Origin of the sequence: Eggerthia catenaformis OT 569 = DSM 20559, from assembly GCF_000340375.1 — a bacterium.
Taxonomy (GTDB): Bacteria; Bacillota_I; Bacilli_A; order Erysipelotrichales; family Coprobacillaceae; genus Eggerthia; species Eggerthia catenaformis.
In genome coordinates this window covers 385,700-403,081 of the sequence record NZ_KB446647.1, presented here as the reverse complement: position 1 = coordinate 403,081, position 17,382 = coordinate 385,700, and the positions used below count along the sequence as shown (strand labels likewise).

At 32.2% G+C, this 17,382-nt stretch carries 17 protein-coding genes; 16 read left to right on the top strand and 1 reads right to left on the bottom strand.

Annotation, left to right across the window (positions count from 1 at the left end):
- Positions 1 to 58: 58 nt before the first annotated feature.
- The 9 genes from truB (at position 59) to HMPREF9943_RS04440 (ending at position 8,279) form a co-directional block, all read left to right on the top strand.
- The gene (gene truB / locus HMPREF9943_RS04475; RefSeq protein WP_026624396.1) at positions 59 to 895 is read left to right on the top strand and encodes a tRNA pseudouridine(55) synthase TruB; all 837 of its coding nucleotides are present in this window, start codon (positions 59 to 61) and stop codon (positions 893 to 895) included.
- Positions 895 to 1,836: a riboflavin biosynthesis protein RibF gene (gene ribF / locus HMPREF9943_RS04470; protein WP_004802434.1), complete on the top strand. Its 942-nt coding sequence runs from the start codon at positions 895 to 897 to the stop codon at positions 1,834 to 1,836. Before truB ends, ribF begins: the two co-directional genes overlap by 1 nt.
- Before the next feature lie 87 nt (positions 1,837 to 1,923).
- Positions 1,924 to 2,190 (top strand): 30S ribosomal protein S15, encoded by a 267-nt coding sequence (gene rpsO, locus HMPREF9943_RS04465; RefSeq protein WP_004802432.1) that lies wholly within the window; start codon positions 1,924 to 1,926, stop codon positions 2,188 to 2,190.
- A 70-nt stretch (positions 2,191 to 2,260) separates the two neighbouring features.
- Positions 2,261 to 4,393 carry a polyribonucleotide nucleotidyltransferase gene (gene pnp, locus HMPREF9943_RS04460; RefSeq protein ID WP_004802429.1) on the top strand — a complete coding sequence of 711 codons (2,133 nt, stop codon included), beginning with the start codon at positions 2,261 to 2,263 and terminating at the stop codon, positions 4,391 to 4,393.
- Positions 4,386 to 4,946, top strand: a complete 561-nt coding sequence (locus tag HMPREF9943_RS04455; RefSeq protein ID WP_004802428.1) for a Maf family protein — start codon at positions 4,386 to 4,388, stop codon at positions 4,944 to 4,946. The genes pnp and HMPREF9943_RS04455 overlap by 8 nt, the downstream gene beginning before the upstream one ends.
- Before the next feature lie 37 nt (positions 4,947 to 4,983).
- Positions 4,984 to 5,145 (top strand): hypothetical protein, encoded by a 162-nt coding sequence (locus HMPREF9943_RS10055; protein WP_004802425.1) that lies wholly within the window; start codon positions 4,984 to 4,986, stop codon positions 5,143 to 5,145.
- Positions 5,146 to 5,205: 60 nt separating this feature from the next.
- Complete coding sequence (locus HMPREF9943_RS04450) at positions 5,206 to 5,928, top strand: D-2-hydroxyacid dehydrogenase (RefSeq protein ID WP_004802422.1); 723 nt, start codon at positions 5,206 to 5,208, stop codon at positions 5,926 to 5,928.
- A 66-nt stretch (positions 5,929 to 5,994) separates the two neighbouring features.
- The gene (locus HMPREF9943_RS04445; protein WP_004802421.1) at positions 5,995 to 7,173 is read left to right on the top strand and encodes an MFS transporter; all 1,179 of its coding nucleotides are present in this window, start codon (positions 5,995 to 5,997) and stop codon (positions 7,171 to 7,173) included.
- A 68-nt stretch (positions 7,174 to 7,241) separates the two neighbouring features.
- Positions 7,242 to 8,279 carry a 3-deoxy-7-phosphoheptulonate synthase gene (locus HMPREF9943_RS04440; protein WP_004802418.1) on the top strand — a complete coding sequence of 346 codons (1,038 nt, stop codon included), beginning with the start codon at positions 7,242 to 7,244 and terminating at the stop codon, positions 8,277 to 8,279.
- A gap of 7 nt (positions 8,280 to 8,286) precedes the next feature.
- Here the strand turns inward: HMPREF9943_RS04440 and HMPREF9943_RS04435 are convergent, their stop codons facing one another.
- Entirely contained in the window at positions 8,287 to 9,126 is an 840-nt protein-coding gene (locus HMPREF9943_RS04435) for a hypothetical protein (RefSeq protein ID WP_004802416.1), read from the bottom strand.
- A gap of 150 nt (positions 9,127 to 9,276) precedes the next feature.
- Here HMPREF9943_RS04435 and HMPREF9943_RS04430 point away from each other — a divergent pair, with 150 nt between their 5' ends.
- The 7 genes from HMPREF9943_RS04430 (at position 9,277) to deoC (ending at position 17,332) form a co-directional block, all read left to right on the top strand.
- The gene (locus HMPREF9943_RS04430; RefSeq protein WP_004802414.1) at positions 9,277 to 11,847 is read left to right on the top strand and encodes an ATP-dependent Clp protease ATP-binding subunit; all 2,571 of its coding nucleotides are present in this window, start codon (positions 9,277 to 9,279) and stop codon (positions 11,845 to 11,847) included.
- Between the two features lie 72 nt (positions 11,848 to 11,919).
- Complete coding sequence (locus HMPREF9943_RS04425; RefSeq protein WP_004802413.1) at positions 11,920 to 12,405, top strand: hypothetical protein; 486 nt, start codon at positions 11,920 to 11,922, stop codon at positions 12,403 to 12,405.
- 62 nt (positions 12,406 to 12,467) lie between these two features.
- Positions 12,468 to 13,202, top strand: a complete 735-nt coding sequence (locus HMPREF9943_RS04420) for an RsmE family RNA methyltransferase (RefSeq protein ID WP_004802410.1) — start codon at positions 12,468 to 12,470, stop codon at positions 13,200 to 13,202.
- On the top strand, positions 13,199 to 13,939 hold the full coding sequence (locus HMPREF9943_RS04415) for a hypothetical protein (RefSeq protein ID WP_004802408.1): 741 nt from the start codon (positions 13,199 to 13,201) through the stop codon (positions 13,937 to 13,939). Before HMPREF9943_RS04420 ends, HMPREF9943_RS04415 begins: the two co-directional genes overlap by 4 nt.
- 4 nt (positions 13,940 to 13,943) lie before the next feature.
- Positions 13,944 to 15,251 carry a tRNA (N(6)-L-threonylcarbamoyladenosine(37)-C(2))-methylthiotransferase MtaB gene (gene mtaB / locus HMPREF9943_RS04410; protein ID WP_004802407.1) on the top strand — a complete coding sequence of 436 codons (1,308 nt, stop codon included), beginning with the start codon at positions 13,944 to 13,946 and terminating at the stop codon, positions 15,249 to 15,251.
- Positions 15,235 to 16,704, top strand: coding sequence for a Mur ligase family protein (locus tag HMPREF9943_RS04405; RefSeq protein WP_004802405.1), 1,470 nt, complete (start codon positions 15,235 to 15,237; stop codon positions 16,702 to 16,704). Before mtaB ends, HMPREF9943_RS04405 begins: the two co-directional genes overlap by 17 nt.
- On the top strand, positions 16,694 to 17,332 hold the full coding sequence (gene deoC / locus HMPREF9943_RS04400) for a deoxyribose-phosphate aldolase (RefSeq protein ID WP_004802402.1): 639 nt from the start codon (positions 16,694 to 16,696) through the stop codon (positions 17,330 to 17,332). The genes HMPREF9943_RS04405 and deoC overlap by 11 nt, the downstream gene beginning before the upstream one ends.
- The last annotated feature ends 50 nt before the right edge of the window (positions 17,333 to 17,382 follow it).

Here is a 17,382-nt window from a genome sequence, read left to right as displayed (position 1 = left end):
ATACCTTTTCTTATGGTGCTTAAACTGATAATCTGATAAGGTAAAGATGGTGATGAAAATGGATGGAATAATTGTTGTTAATAAAGAAAAGGGAATGACTAGTCACGATGTTGTTAATATTGCAAGAAAAGCTTTGCATACTAAAAAAGTAGGGCATGCAGGAACTTTAGATCCTGATGCTACCGGAGTTTTGGTTTTAGCAGTTAATAAAGCTACTAAGGCATTACAGTTTTTAGCAGCAGATATTAAAGAATATAAGGCGGTATTATCGCTTGGTATAGCAACTGACAGCTATGATAGGTCCGGTAGAATTATTGATCAGAAAGAATTTATCGGATATACGAATTTAGAGAAAACTATTAAAAGTTTTAAAGGGGATTCTATGCAGATGCCGCCTATTTATTCTGCTATTAAAGTCAATGGAAAAAAGCTTTATGAATATGCCAGAAATAATGAATATGTTAGAATAGAGCCAAGACCTATTAAAATATATGAAATAGAGATTCTTAAGACATATGATCATTATATAGAATTAAGAGTTCTTTGTTCTAAAGGAACATATATACGTTCTTTATGTTTTGATATTGCTAAAAAGCTTGGCTATCCGGGACACATGTATGCTCTGGAAAGAACATGTTCAGGTCATTTTACTATTGCTCAGGCATGCAGTATTGAACAGCTTAAAAATAATGATTTTCAGTTAATATCTTTAGAAGATGCTTTCAGCTCTATGGATTCGCTTATATTAGAGGATAGATCTATCGCAATTCATGGAAAGAAGATCTTAAGTACAATAGATCATAATGTTGCTGTTTATGATACATCTCATCATTTACTCGCTATTTATGGGCCTGATGGAGAGGGGCACTTAAAAAGCTTAAGGGGGCTTTTTTAATGAATACTTATCTATTAAAGCATAATGAGAAGCTTTTGCTTAAAGGAAAATATGTTATAGGAATAGGATTTTTTGATGGATTACATTTAGGACATCAGGCTTTAGTTAAGGAAACTGTTAAAATTTCTAAAGAAACAAATCTTATTCCGGCAATTATGACTTTTGATCATTACCCATTATCGGTTATAAAAGGAGTCTCTGAAACTTATCTATTATCAAAAAAAGAACGTAATTTTTTATTAGAAAAGATGGGAATAGAGACTATCTTTGAAATAGAGTTTACTGAAGTTGTATCAAGGTTAAATCCTGAAGATTTTATTAGAGAATATATTATAGCTAATCAGATAAAACATGTAGTTGCGGGATATGATTTTCATTTTGGATATAAAAATAGCGGTGATATTGATACTTTAAAGAATGACATGTTCTCATTAAGCATTATTGCTCCTGTATTATATAATCAGCATCAGAAGATATCTTCTACGCTTATTAGAAATTTATTGAAGAATGGAAAAATAGAAGAAGCTTCATGTCTTTTAGGCAGACCCTACAGCATTAGAGGAAAGGTTATTCATGGAAAACATCGAGGGACAGTTTTAGGTTTTCCTACAGCTAATATTAATATAGATAAATATTTAATTCCACAAAGAGGTGTTTATGGAGTTGTTTTAGAGATGGATCATAAAGCTTATTATGGAATGGCTAATATAGGTGTTAATCCTACTTTTAATGATTTATTATCTGATTCCTTAGAGGTTTATATTTTTGATTTTGATAAAAATATATATAATAAGACTGTTAAAGTAAACTTTTTATTTTTTACAAGACCGGAAATAACTTTTAAATCATTGGATGATCTGATTAAAAAGATGCATCAGGATAAAGAAGAAATCAGTGGAAAACTTAAAAATAGTTTGACAAATACATATAAACTTTTATAATAGAGTTTGCGGCAAGTACTAGGAGGTTTGTACCTCTTACAGCTTTCTTGGTTTTTGCTAAGTTAGGATTTAGGAGGAAAATAAAAGATGTTAACTAAAGAAGAAAAAGCAGCTATCATGAAGAAATATGCACGCGGAGAAAATGATACAGGATCTCCGGAAGTACAGATTGCTTTACTGACAGCAGACATTAATAAGTTAAATGATCATTTCAAGGCTCATCCAAAGGATAATCATTCTAACCGCGGATTATTAATGAAAATCGGTAGAAGAAGAGATTTATTAAGATATTTAAGAAGAGAAAATCTTGAAAGATATTCTGCTTTAGTAGAATCATTAGGCTTAAGAAGATAATGACTAAGGAACATTGATTTTCAATGTTCCTTTATCATTATAAAATAAATATACAGGTAGGAGTGAAAAAATGGTAAAACAAGTTTTTGAAATGGATTTTTATGGGAGACATCTTTCTGTTGAGACGGGAGAACTTGCTAAACAGGCTAATGGCAGTGCTTTGATTAGATATGATGATACTGTTGTCTTATCAACCGTTTGTGCTGGAAAGACACCAAAAGATGTTGATTTTTTCCCGTTAACAGTCACTTATGAAGAAAAGCTTTATTCAGTAGGAAAGATACCGGGCGGTTTCTTAAAGAGAGAGGGCAGACCGTCAGAGCATGGGACATTAACTGCTCGTATGATTGATAGACCAATCAGACCATTATTTGCAGATGGGTTTAGAAATGAAGTACAGGTTGTTAATACAGTTATGTCAGTAGATCAGCAGGCTACACCGGAGATGACAGCAATGCTGGGTGCATCTATTGCTTTATGTATTTCAGATATTCCATTTAACGGACCTATTGCAGGGGTTAATGTAGGACTTATTGATGGTGAGTTTGTGATTAATCCCGGACCTGAAGATAAAGAAAAATCTTTAATTAATTTAGAGGTTGCAGGCACAAAAGATGCTATTAATATGGTAGAAGCAGATGCTAAAGAAGTGGATGAAGAAACTATGCTAAAGGCATTAATGTTTGGCCATGAAAAGATTAAAGAATTAATTGCTTTCCAGGAAACTATTGTAGCTGCCTGTGGTAAAGAAAAAATGGAAATTCCTTTATTTGAGATTGATCAGAATATTGTAGATGCAGTTACAGAGACAGCTGATGAAAAAATGAAAGCAGCTATCTCTATTCCCGGCAAATTGGAAAGATATGCTGCAATTGATGCTATCAAAGAGGAAGTTGTAAACAGCTACGAAGAAAAGGAATATGATGATTTAGGGCAGCATGATCAGACGCTTAAAGAAGTAAAGATGGTTCTGGATGATTTGGAAAGAAATGAAGTCAGAAGACTTATTACTGATGAAAAGATTAGACCTGATGGGCGTCAAGTTGATGAGATCAGACCATTGGATGCTCAGGTAGACTTACTTCCTAGAGTTCATGGCAGCGCCTTATTTACACGTGGAGAAACACAGGTTATGTCAGCAGTAACCTTAGGTGCACTGGGTGAAGTACAAAAAATAGACGGACTGGATGATACAACAGAAAAGAGATGGATGCATCATTATAATTTTCCGCCATATAGTGTTGGTGAAACAGGAAGAATGGGGGCACCCGGACGTAGAGAGATTGGACATGGTGCTTTAGGAGAAAGAGCCTTAAAGCAGGTGCTTCCTTCAGAAACTGATTTTCCATATACAATCAGAGCTGTTGCTGAAGTATTAGAATCAAATGGATCTTCTTCACAAGCTTCAATTTGTGCATCTTGTATGGCTTTAATGGCTGCCGGTGTTCCTATTTCTGCACCTGTTGCCGGAGTAGCTATGGGATTAGTTAAAAAAGGTGATAATTATACGATTTTAACTGATATTCAGGGAATGGAAGACCATTTAGGAGATATGGATTTTAAGGTAGCCGGTACGCCTAAAGGAATCTGTGCTTTACAGATGGATATTAAAATTGATGGTATTACAGAAGAGATTTTAAGTGAAGCTCTGACACAGGCTAAAAAAGCAAGAGCTGAGATTATGAGTGTTATGCTAGGAGCTATCAGTGAGCCAAGAGATCATTTAAGTGAGTATGCGCCTAAATATGCAACACTAAAGATTGAACCGGATCAGATTAAAGATGTAATTGGTAAAGGCGGAGAAACGATCAATGATATTATTGCTCAGTGTGATAATATTAAGATTGATATTGATGATGAGGGGAATGTTGCTATTTACCATTTCAATCAGGAAGTCATTGATAAGGCTATTGAAATCATTAAGGCTATTACTAGAAAAGCAGAAGTCGGTCAGATTTATGATGCAAAAGCGGTTCGCGTAGAAGATAAATATGCTTTTGTAGAGTTATTCCCCGGTACTAATGGATTCCTGCATATTAAGGATATTGCCTGGGATCATACTAATAAAGTATCTGATGTAATTAAATTAGGAGATATTGTAAAAGTTAAAGTTACACAGATTACGGATAAAGGAGTCAATGTATCTAGAAAAGCCTTACTTCCTAAACCGGTTATAAAAAAAGAAGAAGATAAAGGTGAGTAAGATTATTCTTGCCAGTACATCTCCAAGAAGAAAAGAATTATTAGAAAGAGAAAGCATCGACTTTATAATCGATGCTTCTTGTCTTGATGAAGTTCTTGATGAGTCTTTAGAAATAAAAAAAAGACTTGAGAAACTGGCTTTTGAAAAAGGTAACCCCATTCATCAAAAATATCCTTTAGATACTGTTATATCTGCTGATACTGTAGTTTATCACCATGGAAAAGTTATTGGAAAACCTAAAGATTCCAGTGAAGCTATAAAAATACTTAATGAATTATCTGATGAAACTCATATTGTATATACAGCTGTTTCTATCTGGTCAAAAGATAGATATACAGTCTTTACTGATGAAACATCAGTAACATTTAAGAATATAGAAACAATGATACCGGACTATATTCATTCCTATGAATGGGAAGGAAAAGCAGGAGCTTATGCTATTCAAGGCATTGCTTCAATTTTTATTGATGAGATAGAGGGAGATATTGATACAGTTATTGGTCTTCCTGTAAAGAAAGTGAAGGCGATTCTTGAGGAGTGGAAGATTATTTAACAATAATCTTTTTTATATTTTATAAGAGGAGAAAACCATGAAAAGAGTATTAATAGAAGGACCATTTGATGAAAAAATCCAAGCGGAAATTAAAGCTTTGGATTCAAATACAGAGTTTATATCTAAAAAAAGAGATGAAATCAGCTTAGAAGATTTACAGAATATTCAGGCTTTAGTGGGGAATGTTAATCCTTCGTAGCTTCAATCATGCCCAAATTTAGAATGGATACAATTAGTCAGTGCCGGAGTCCATCAGTATATGGACGGTATAATTCCTGAACATACGATTTTAACCTGTATGTCAGGAGCATATGGTGTTGCAGTTGCAGAGTATCTGATTACTTATATGTTGATGATTATGAAGAAAATCCCTTCTTATATGGATAATCAAAGAGAAGGTCTGTGGCATAATGAAGGAACTGTCATTTCACCGATAGGAAAAAGAATACTTGTCTTAGGAACGGGTAATATTGGCAAGGAATTTGCGATACGAGCAAAGTCTTTAGGCGGCTATTTAGTAGGTATGCGAAGACGAAGCGGTCATCTTGAATACTTTGATGAGGTTCACTCTATTAAAAATTTAAAAGAAGAAGTAAGTAAAGCAGATGTGATTGTTATTGTATTGCCTGGGACTAAAGAAACATATCATTTGTTTGATGATCATATTCTTTCATCATGTAAGCAGGGAAGTATTTTAATGAATGCAGGAAGAGGAAATATTATTGATAGAGGTGCTTTGGTAAAGAATGCATCACGCTTTAAGGGTGTTTATTTGGATGTTGAAGAAAATGAACCGTTAAAATCAGATGATCTATTATGGTCTATAAAAAATATTTATATTACTCCTCATATTACAGGAGGCTATCAGCTTGATTTTACTGTTAATAAGATTACTGATATCACAAAACACAATATTAAGGCATGGCTTGGCGAAGGTGAGTTTATCAGTGTGGTTGATTTAAAAAGTGGCTATGCAAAATAATTTTCATAAACAGAATATTTATTTTAGAAAACATTTTTCATGATAAGATGATTTCCGGAGGAAATTATGAAACATTTACAATTACGTTATAATCTGTTGCAAATTTTTTATTGGCTGACTTCATGTACTATTTATGGATATACTGCTGTTTTTTTACAGTATAAAGGATTAAACAATACACAGATAGGAATAGTGACTGGATTAGGTGCATTTCTATCTATTTTTAGCAGTCCATATATTTCATCATTAGTTACAAGAATTAAAATGCTGACAATCAGAAAACTAATGCTTGTTACGTATATTATTATGTTCTGTATATGGATTATAATGATTGTTGTTCCTTTACCTTCATATGTATTAATAGGATTATTTATTCTGATTATTAATATGATTGTTTCCAATGTTCCTTTATTATCAATGATTTGTATGGATTATTTAAAATCAGGACATTACTTAAACTTTGGGCTGGCTAGAGGGGCGGGTTCTGTATCTTATGCTGTTTCTGCAGTCCTGTTGGGACAATTTATTGATTTGCTGAATCCATCGGTATTAGCTATTGCTCATACAATAGGTGCTATATTTTTATTCACTGATCTTTTTACGATGCCTGATATCAGTATTTCTTCTGCTAAAGATAATCAGAAGGATTCTATTTCTATGTATCATTTTATTCTAAAATATAAGAGATTTTTTATGATTTTATTGGCTTTTGGATTTCTTTTCGGTGCTTCTTCAACCTTGGCTACTTTTCTGGTTAATATTGTAAAAAAATTGGGAGGAAATACATCTGTTTATGGTATAGCCATCTTTTGTATGGCAGCCAGTGAAATGCCTTTTATGGCAATTGCTCATTCTCTAATGAAAAGAATAAGAACAGAATCAATATTACTATTTGCTTCATTGATGTATATCTTTAGAAATTTTTTGATATGTTTTGCTCCATCATTATCTGTCTTACTGATAGGATTAGCTTTTCAAGGTATCTCTTATGGTCTTTTTACTGCTGCTATTACTTATTATGTGAATGAAGCGGTTGAAGAAAAGGATACGATGATGGGACAGACAATGATTGGTGTTCTGACGACAGGAATGGGAGCAACTATTGGAAATTTTTTAGGAGGTTATCTTCAGGATTGTTTCGGTCTTCCTGTGATGCTTGCTTTTGCCTTAGTATTAACGGTGATTGGTGTTTTATTGATGATAATAATTATTGCAGTTAAGAGACAAAAAGATACTGCTTTTTAAATATTTTATTGATATTTTAAGGATTTAAGGTATTATATAGGAAAATTATACTTTAGGGGGATCTATATATGGAAATGCAAATGGAATTCATTAGAAAACTGCCTATACCGGCAGAAGTAAAAAAACAATTTCCTTTAGATGATCATTTAAAAACTATCAAAGAAAGAAATGATCAGGAAATTATAGATATTTTAACTGGAAAAAGCAATAAGCTTTTATTAATTATTGGACCATGTTCAGCGGATAATGAAGATGCTGTATTAGAGTATATGCATCGTTTAAGAAAAGTAGCTGATTTAGTAAAGGATAAAATATTTATTGTGCCAAGAGTCTATACTAATAAGCCAAGAACTATTGGTAAAGGCTATAAAGGAATGTTACATCAGCCGGATCCCGAAAAACCGGAGGATATGCTTTCAGGTTTACTGGCTATCAGGCATATGCATACAAGAGTCATTAGGGAAACAGGATTTACATGTGCGGAAGAAATGCTCTATCCTGAAAATCATCGTTATTTATCTGATCTGCTTTCTTATGTGGCAGTAGGAGCAAGGTCAGTAGAAAACCAAGAGCATCGTTTGGTTGCCGGTGGAATAGGCATACCGGCCGGTATGAAAAATCCAACTGGTGGTGATCTAAGTGTTATGATGAATTCTATTATAGCAGCACAGTCTCCGTCAACTTTTATTTACCGAGGATGGGAAGTTAAATCACCGGGAAATCCATATGCTCATGCGATTTTACGTGGCTATGTAGATAAATTTGGGAATTCACATCCTAATTATCATTATGAAGATTTAAAAATTGTCTATAATCTTTATCAGAAACTGGGTTTACAGAATCCGGCAGCTATTGTTGACTGCAATCATAATAATTCAGGAAAGAAATATCAGGAACAGATTAGAATAGCTAAAGATATTATGCATTCAAGACATCAGTCAAGAAGAATCCGCAGTCTTGTAAAAGGTTTAATGATAGAGTCTTATTTGGTTGATGGATGTCAAAAAATTGATGAAGGAATTTACGGCAAGTCTATTACTGATCCATGTCTTGGCTGGGAAAAAACAGAAAAGCTTATCTTTGATCTTGCCAATCAGATAGATTAAAAGGGCATCAGTTCAGCTGATGCCCTTTTCTTTGCTTATAAAAATAATTAATAAAAGATATACTCAGAAATATTATTCCACATATTATAAATTGTAAGCCAATCATCTGTGTTTTAGAGATATTAAGATCAGGTGTCATTCCTATATACATATTAGTATATATATCACTATAATGACTGATAAGAAATGGAAATAATAATGCCTGAATCATACCGCTTATTAATAATAGAAAACCTTCATTTTTTAAAAGAATGCTAAGTTTTTTAGAAATCATAAATAAGATAAAACTAAAAAGTAAAATGAAAACAATACAAATAAGACTTAAATATCTAATCAGTATACCGTATATCAATATAAGCAATTTTAATTGTGAATTTTCCTGTAAAGCATAGTCAATAGCTGTTCCTATCTGATTATTAAGAATAGTTCCCCATGTATATATGTCAGTTATGATTTTTTCTTTTTGAGTCAGCAATAAAGGAGCACTATATTTCTCAATTAATGATATAACTTCATCAGCATATTCTTTGATTTCCTGTTGCATAGAAATTTTTGTGACAGCCTTATTGAATAGCAAGGAATCACTTATTTTATAAAGTGTATGATCAGTAAAATTATAGATTATTTTAGACTGTGTTAATTCTTTTTGAAATAGAATCATGTCATCATTACTCATATCAGGAAGATCGTTTTCAATCACTGTCAGAACACCTTGTGTAGTTACCTGCCCAATAATTCCTTCGGAGATAATCTGAGTTATAATAGGGCGAATGGAGAGACTTAATCCAAGGATTAAAGAGACTGAGAAAATAAAAAATCCAATAAGTAAAGAAAGTATTTTTTTCATAATTATTCACCTGTGATCTATATTAACATTGATTATTAAAAAAATCTATGATAAACATAAATAATTAGCACTCATCTATTGACAGTGCTAGAAATAATGATATACTGGTTTTAGCACAAAGATTAAAGGAGTGCTAAAGGAGTGATGTTTATGAATGATAAATTTACAGAAGCTATGCAGAAAGCTTTTAGTCAGGCTGCCAGTCAGGCAATGAATCTTAACCATCAAGTTATTGATATTGATGATCTGCTTTATGCCTGTCTTGAAGATTCTTCGGGAATATTTTATCGGATTCTTACGAAATTGAATATAAGTATCAATGATGTAAGAGATTATTTAAATGCTCATATTAATCAGAAACCTTCAGTTTCTCATGTCAATGAAGAAGAATTAAGAATCAGCTATGACCTTAATACATTACTTTCTAATGCTCGTAAGATTATGAATGATTATAAAGATAGCTATTTATCTGTTGAACATTTGATTCTTTCTTTGTTTGATACAAATAGTGCTTTTCTTAAAGAGTTTAATAATCACTTTCATTTGGATAAGAAACAAATCAAAGATATTATTGATACAATGAGAGGCGGTCATACTATCGATAATCCAACACCGGAAAACAATTATGAAGTACTGGAAAAATATGGACGTGATCTTATTAAAGACGTAAGAGATGGAAAGCTTGATCCAATAATTGGCAGAGATGATGAGATCAGAAGAGTTATTCAGATACTTTCTCGTAAAACAAAAAATAATCCTATCTTAATTGGTGAACCGGGGGTTGGTAAAACCGCAATTGTTGAGGGTTTGGCATGGCGTATCTATAAGAATGATGTTCCTGAAACTTTAAAGGATAAAACATTATTTGAATTAGATCTTGGATCACTTGTTGCCGGAGCAAAATATCGCGGGGAATTTGAGGAAAGATTAAAAGCTGTTTTAAATGAAATTAATAAATCAGAAGGACATATTATTTTGTTTATTGATGAAATCCATCAGCTTGTTGGTGCCGGTAAAACTGATGGAGCAATGGATGCAGCCAATCTGTTGAAGCCAATGCTTGCTCGTGGTGAGTTACATTGTATTGGCGCAACGACACTTAATGAATATCGTGAATATATTGAGAAGGATGCTGCCTTAGAAAGACGTTTTCAAAAGGTTTTAGTTGCTCAGCCGGATATTGATGATACAATCGCAATTTTAAGAGGGCTAAAAGAATCTTTTGAAACACACCATGGCGTACAGATTACTGATAATGCTATTATTGCAGCTGCTCATATGAGTGATCGTTATATTACTGATCGTTTTTTACCTGATAAGGCTATTGATTTGATCGATGAAGCCTGTGCTTCTATTAGAATGGAAATTGACTCTTTGCCGGAAGAACTGGATACTTTAACACGTGATAAGAATAGACTTGAAATGGAAAGAATTTCTATTGAAAAAGAGGATCAGACTAATGAAACAAGAAATCGATTAGAAGATATTAGAGCTCATATTGCTTCATTGGATGAAAAAATTCAGGGTCTTACTGATAAGTGGAAAACAGAGAAATCTTCATTAGATCATGTTAAAGAATTAAAGCATCAGAAACAAAGATTGGAGCAGGAAATGGCTCAGGCTGAAACAGAAGGTAATCTAGAAATAGCTTCTCGTATAAAATATGAGACTCTTCCTCATATAAGCAAGGAAATAGAAACATTGCAGGCACAGGAAAAAGAGGATGCATTATTACAGGAAAAAGTAACTGCTGATACAATCAGCGAAGTTATTTCCAGATGGACACATATTCCGGTATCAAAGCTTGTTCAATCAGAAAAAGAGAAGCTTTTAGGACTGGAAGCGGCTATTAAAGAACGAGTAATTGGTCAGGATATGGCTGTAAGTAAAGTTGCTGATGCTATTTTAAGGAGCAGAGCAGGAATTAATGATGTGAATAGACCAATTGGTTCTTTCTTATTCCTCGGTCCTACCGGTGTTGGTAAAACTGAAGTAGCTAAGAGTCTTGCAGAACAGCTTTTTGACAGTGAAAAGAATATTGTACGTATTGATATGAGCGAATACATGGAAAAATTCAGTGTCTCAAGGCTTATTGGTGCACCGCCAGGATATGTTGGATATGATCAAGGCGGTCAGCTTACTGAAGCAGTAAGAAGAGCTCCTTATTCTATTGTTCTTTTAGATGAAATAGAAAAAGCTCATCCGGATGTTTTCAATATTCTGCTTCAATTATTAGATGATGGACGTTTAACTGATTCAAAGGGAAATGTTGTTTCATTTAAAAATACAATTATTATTATGACATCTAATATCGGCTCACAGTATCTTCTTCAAGGTAATAATGATGAGACAAGAACAATGGCAGAAAATGATTTGAAAGCGCATTTTAAACCGGAATTTTTAAATCGAATTGATGAAATTATTATGTTTAATTCTCTTGATAACAGAGTTATTTATAAAATTATTGATAAGTTTATAAAAGAATTAGAGAATAGATTGGAAGAACAGAAGATAACTGTTGAAATTACTGAACAGGCTAAAAGTCAGATTGCTAATGATGCCTTTGATATAACCTTTGGAGCAAGACCTATTAAGAGATATATTCAGTCTCATATCGAAACTATGCTGGCTAAAGAAATTATTAAAGGTACTATTAAAGCAAATAGTCATATTATTGTTGATTATGATCATGGGTTTGTGATTCATGATGGATTGAATTAGGATGAAGAATATTCTTCATCCTTTCTTATTTTATTAAATGTTATTCTTTAGCTTTTTGTGTATAATAGAGATATGAATAAATATATATATGTGAACAAAGATCAGAAGAATCTTTATTATTATGATTCACAGCACAAAAGAATTTTACAATTGAATAATAAATACTTAAAAGCAATGATTCCTTTATTTATCTTATCTTTTCTTTATTGTATGATTATTGTAAGTATTATTCAGATTAATCTTCATAATACTTATTTTTCATCAATTATCAGAACACTTATTTTCATTATTGGTGAGATGATAGGAATAGGAGGATGTTATCTTATTTTTAGTGATAAACTTCATACTCTTATTCATACATATAGTAATGTTATAAGTGAGCCTATGAAAAGGAAAACAAATATTTTTATGTATCTTTCAATTGCTTTTATTGTGTTATTATGTATTACAACAGGTTGCTATTTATTTATTTTTCATGGCATTTGTTATGTTTTACTCACTGTAATAGCATTAGTTCTCTATTTGTTTGGTGTGTTTCTCTCTTTTCTTATAGTTTAAATAACTTGCAGCAAAAGAGAAATAGATTATAATATTTGAAGAAAGAATTAAAGGGTTTTAAAATGCAGAGATATTTTATTAAAAACGATAGCCATAAAGATGGTGTTATTCAGTCAACTGATAATATGATTAGACATATGAAAAAAGTTTTGAGATATAGTAATGGTGATCAGGTTATCTGTGTTGATGAGAATGCAAATGTTTATTTATGTACGATTGCAGACATTGATAAGGGGATTCTCATTCGTGAAAAAGGACTGCAGGAGTATAATGAATTAGATGTTGATGTAACATTGGTTTATGGACTTCCTAAAGGTGATAAATTTGAGTTTATTCTACAAAAAGCTACAGAACTAGGTGTTAAGAGAATAGTGCCTTTACGTACAAAAAGGAGTATTATTCGTATTGATGATAAAAGATTTTTAAAAAAGTATGAACGATATAATCGTATTATTACAGAAGCCTGTGAACAATGTGAAAGAGAGACTAAGCCGATCTTAGAACCGCTAACAGTTATTAGCAAGCTTGGTCAATATAGAAGTGATGTTAATCTAGTGGCTTATGAAGAATCTTCAAGAGAAGGAGAAAAAAGTGTACTAAAGAAGGCTTTAGATAGAATAAAAACCTCTATCACGATTGTGGTAGGTCCTGAAGGAGGATTTGATCCGTTAGAAATTAAAGAGATGAATAAATTAGGTTTTGAATCATGTTCTTTAGGAAAGCGAATATTGCGTACAGAAACTGCACCATTGTATATGCTGAGTGTTATCGGATTTGAAAGAGAGCTTAGTAAATGAAAAAATTAAGTCAGCTATTAAAGAAATACAATAAGATTAATTTAGAAAAAAATAGTATTTATGATAAGCTTTTAGAATATCATCAATTATTTGAGGATAATCATTTAAAAATAAAAATAAAATCAGATTTAGATCTATTTGATTATGAAATACTTCTTCATTCTTTATATAATGAGTGGGCAATCAGACATTTTTATGATGAATTTAGCGGATTATATTCTGATGCTTTTGCTTATTTAAGTTATGAAGAGAAAAGAAATATGTTTAATAATGATCTGAAGCCATTATTAGAGGTTCTTCCTCATATTCAGTCACATGGTCATATGATTTATATGCCTCATTTTGAAAGCTTTGTGAATGATTGGTATATTATGGATTATAGTATTACAAGATTAAAAAATCATAGATATTATTTATCGAATCAGAAAATTACTTTAGATTTGCCTTTAAAAAATTATGGAGATTTATTTAATACAGATTTTTCATCTTTAATTAATATTAAAGAAAATTATTATTTTTCAAAAGATCTTAATACCCTTTATTTGATTAAGGAACATAAAATTTTAGAAACATATTATTTAAAAACATTAAAATCCGATGCTGTATTAAAAAAAGAAGATGCTAAAGAACTCATAGGATATTTATTGAGTGAAGATGATATAGCTTTTATTTCTTGTTTAAAGAATAAGGGATGCATTGATGAAAAAATATATAAGAAATTATTAAAGAAAGGATGAATACATGTCAAAGGTAGCTTTTCAAACACTGGGCTGTAAGGTTAACAGCTATGAATCTGAAGGAATGTTAGAATTATTTAAAAAAAAAGGATATGAAAGCGTAGATTTTAAAGAAAAATCAGATATCTATGTTATAAATACATGTACAGTGACTAATACCGGTGATGCTAAGAGTCGGCAGATGATCAGACGAGCAAGGAAGAGGAATCCTAATAGTATTATTGCGGTAGTAGGGTGCTATGCCCAGATTGCAAGTGCTGCGGTTGCTGATATTGATGGTGTTGATATTGTTATAGGAACACAGAATAAAAATAAGATAGTAGAGTATGTAGAGGATTATTTAAAAAATAAGCAGCAGATTATTGATGTTCATGATGTTATGAAATTAAAGTCATTTGAAGATTTAAATATTGCTTCATTTGAGAATCGTACAAGAGCATTTATGAAAATACAGGATGGCTGTAATAATTTTTGTACTTTCTGTATTATTCCTTATGCCAGAGGAGCTATCCGTTCAAGAGACAAAGAGGATGTTATTAGACAGGCACAGGAGCTTGTTGATAAAGGCTTTGTAGAGATTGTTTTGACAGGTATTCATACTGCGGGATATGGTATAGATTTAGAAGATTATAGTTTTTATGATTTATTGAAAGATCTGACTAATAAAGTGAAGGGATTAAAAAGACTGAGGATATCTTCTATTGAGATGAGTCAAGTTACTCCGGATATTATTAATTTAATGGCTCATAGTTCTATTATTGTAGATCATCTTCATATCCCTATTCAGTCGGGCAATGATAAAATATTAAAGAAAATGGCAAGACATTATACAACATCTGAATTTGAAGAAAAACTTAATAAACTTAAAGAAGCACTCCCTAATTTGAGTGTTACTACAGATGTTATTGTAGGATTTCCCGGGGAAACGGAAGAAGATTTTGAAAGTACTTATCAATGGATTAAGAAGAATCACTTTAATCAATTACATGTCTTTCCTTATTCCGCCAGAACCGGAACACCCGCTGCTCGTATGCCTTATCAGATACCTGGTGATATTAAGAAGAAGAGAGTAAAAAGACTGCTTCAGCTTTCTGATAGCCTGAAAGCTGAATTTGCTTCATGGCAGATAGGAAAATATTTGGATGTCTTATTTGAAGAAGAGAAGGATGGTTATAAAATAGGTCATGCTTCTAACTATTTAAAGGTTAAAGTTAGAGATCAAGATATTATTCTTAATCAGATTTATTCTATTCATATTAAAGAACAGAACGGTGTTGATTTAATAGGAGAAAGAAATGAAAAAAATCAATGAGCTTTTTGATGTTAAAGAGGATTTTAAAATTGTATCCTTACATAGTGATTCTAGATATGTCGGAAAAGATTCTGTCTTTTTCTGTATTGAAGGATTAAGTACGGATGGTCATAAGTATGCAGATGATGCTGTTTTTCAGGGAGCAAAATGCATAGTCCATTCAAAGCCTTTTAAAAGAGAATATCCGGGTGTTCTTTATATTAAGGTTAATAATGTGTTGGATGAGCTCAATAGAGTTGCAAATATCTTTTATGATTATCCATCTTATAAGATGACTATCATTGGGGTGACAGGGACAAGCGGTAAGACCCTTGTTTCATTAATGGTCAAAGATGTTTTGAATCATTATATTAAAATGGGATATATTGGTACAAATGATTCTCAGTTTGGCTCATCATCTATTCATACTGCTTTTACAACACCGGAAACAATTTTTCTACATAAAACATTTGCTAGAATGGTTGAAGAAGGAGTTAAAGGTGTTTCACTTGAGGTGTCATCTTATGGACTGGTTTTAAAGCGTGTAGATAGTGTAGATTTTGATATTGCAGTTATGACAAATATCTATGAGGAGCATTTAGATTTTCATGGAACTATGGAAAATTTAATGAAAGCAAAACTAAAGCTTTTAGAACTTGTAAGTGATAAGGGATATGCTGTATTAAATGCTGATCAGGTAAGATTTATGCATTTTATCGAACAGAATGGTAAAATAAATGCTCAAAAAATCACTTATGGTATTGAACATCATGCAGATGTTATGGCTAGAAATATTAGTGTATTTTTTGATCATACAGAATTTGATTTATATCTGCCTGGCGGCTTTTTTCATGTTTCTGTGCCAATTTTAGGAAGATTTAACGTTCCTCATGTATTGGCTGTAATCAGTTCTTTAATTGCATTGGAGATGACAACGGAGCAGATTATTGAATCTATTGGCTATATCATTCCTATTGATGGCAGAATGGAACTTATAGAAGACATTGATGATTTTCATGTAATTGTAGATTATTGCAGTTATTTACATAATTATGAAGATGCTTTTTTGTTTGCTAGAGAAGTGAAAGGTAATGGACGTATTATTGCGGTTTTTGGTCCCGGTAGCAGAGATGATCAGGAAAAAATTAGAAAGCTGGGATTATTAGCTGATAAGTACTGTGATCAGGTAATTTTGACTCAGCAGGATGCTGATGAAGATGATATTGAAGAGAACTGTATACAGCTTCAGCAATATATTACAAGACCTGTTTCTGTTATTCTTACTAATCGTCGCATTGCGATTAGACAGGCAGTTGAATTGGCTTGTAAAAATGATATAATACTAGTGTTGGGTAAAGGTCATGAACAGTTTATGATATCATCAATGGGAAACATCCCTTATCCAGGTGATAAATTTGTTGTTAAACAAGCGATCAAAGATGTATTTAAAGGAGGTAATGTATATGAAATATAATAAATATATCGATCATACAAACTTAAAACAGGATGCTACAGAAAAAGATATTAAAAAGCTTTGTGATGAAGCAAAAGAATATGATTTTGCTTCTGTCTGTGTAAATCCTGCGTGGGTAAAATTTTGTGCAAAAGAGCTTCAGAACAGTAATGTTAATGTTTGTACTGTTATCGGGTTTCCGTTAGGTGCTACAACTTCTGCTTCAAAGGCATATGAAGCTAAAAATGCTGTCGATAATGGAGCAGTTGAGGTAGATATGGTTATTAATGTAGGTGCTTTAAAAGATGGCAATAATCAGCTTGTTCTTGAGGATATTAAAGCAGTTGTTGAAGCTGCTAAAGGTGCTCTAACAAAGGTTATCATAGAAGCATGTCTTTTAACTGATGAAGAAAAAATCAGAGCCTGTCAGCTTTCTGTTGAGGCAGGAGCGGATTTTGTTAAAACATCTACCGGCTTTTCTAATGGCGGAGCAACAATTGCTGATGTGAAGCTTATGAAAGATACAGTAGCTAATAAGGCTTTAGTAAAAGCAAGTGGCGGTATTCATACTCATGAAGAAATGATAGCAATGATTGAAGCAGGGGCTTCAAGAATTGGAGCCAGTGCCGGTGTTGCTTTATTAGACTAAGATTTCTAATTTTAAAAACATGGTTGCATTTACTGAACAAATAATATATA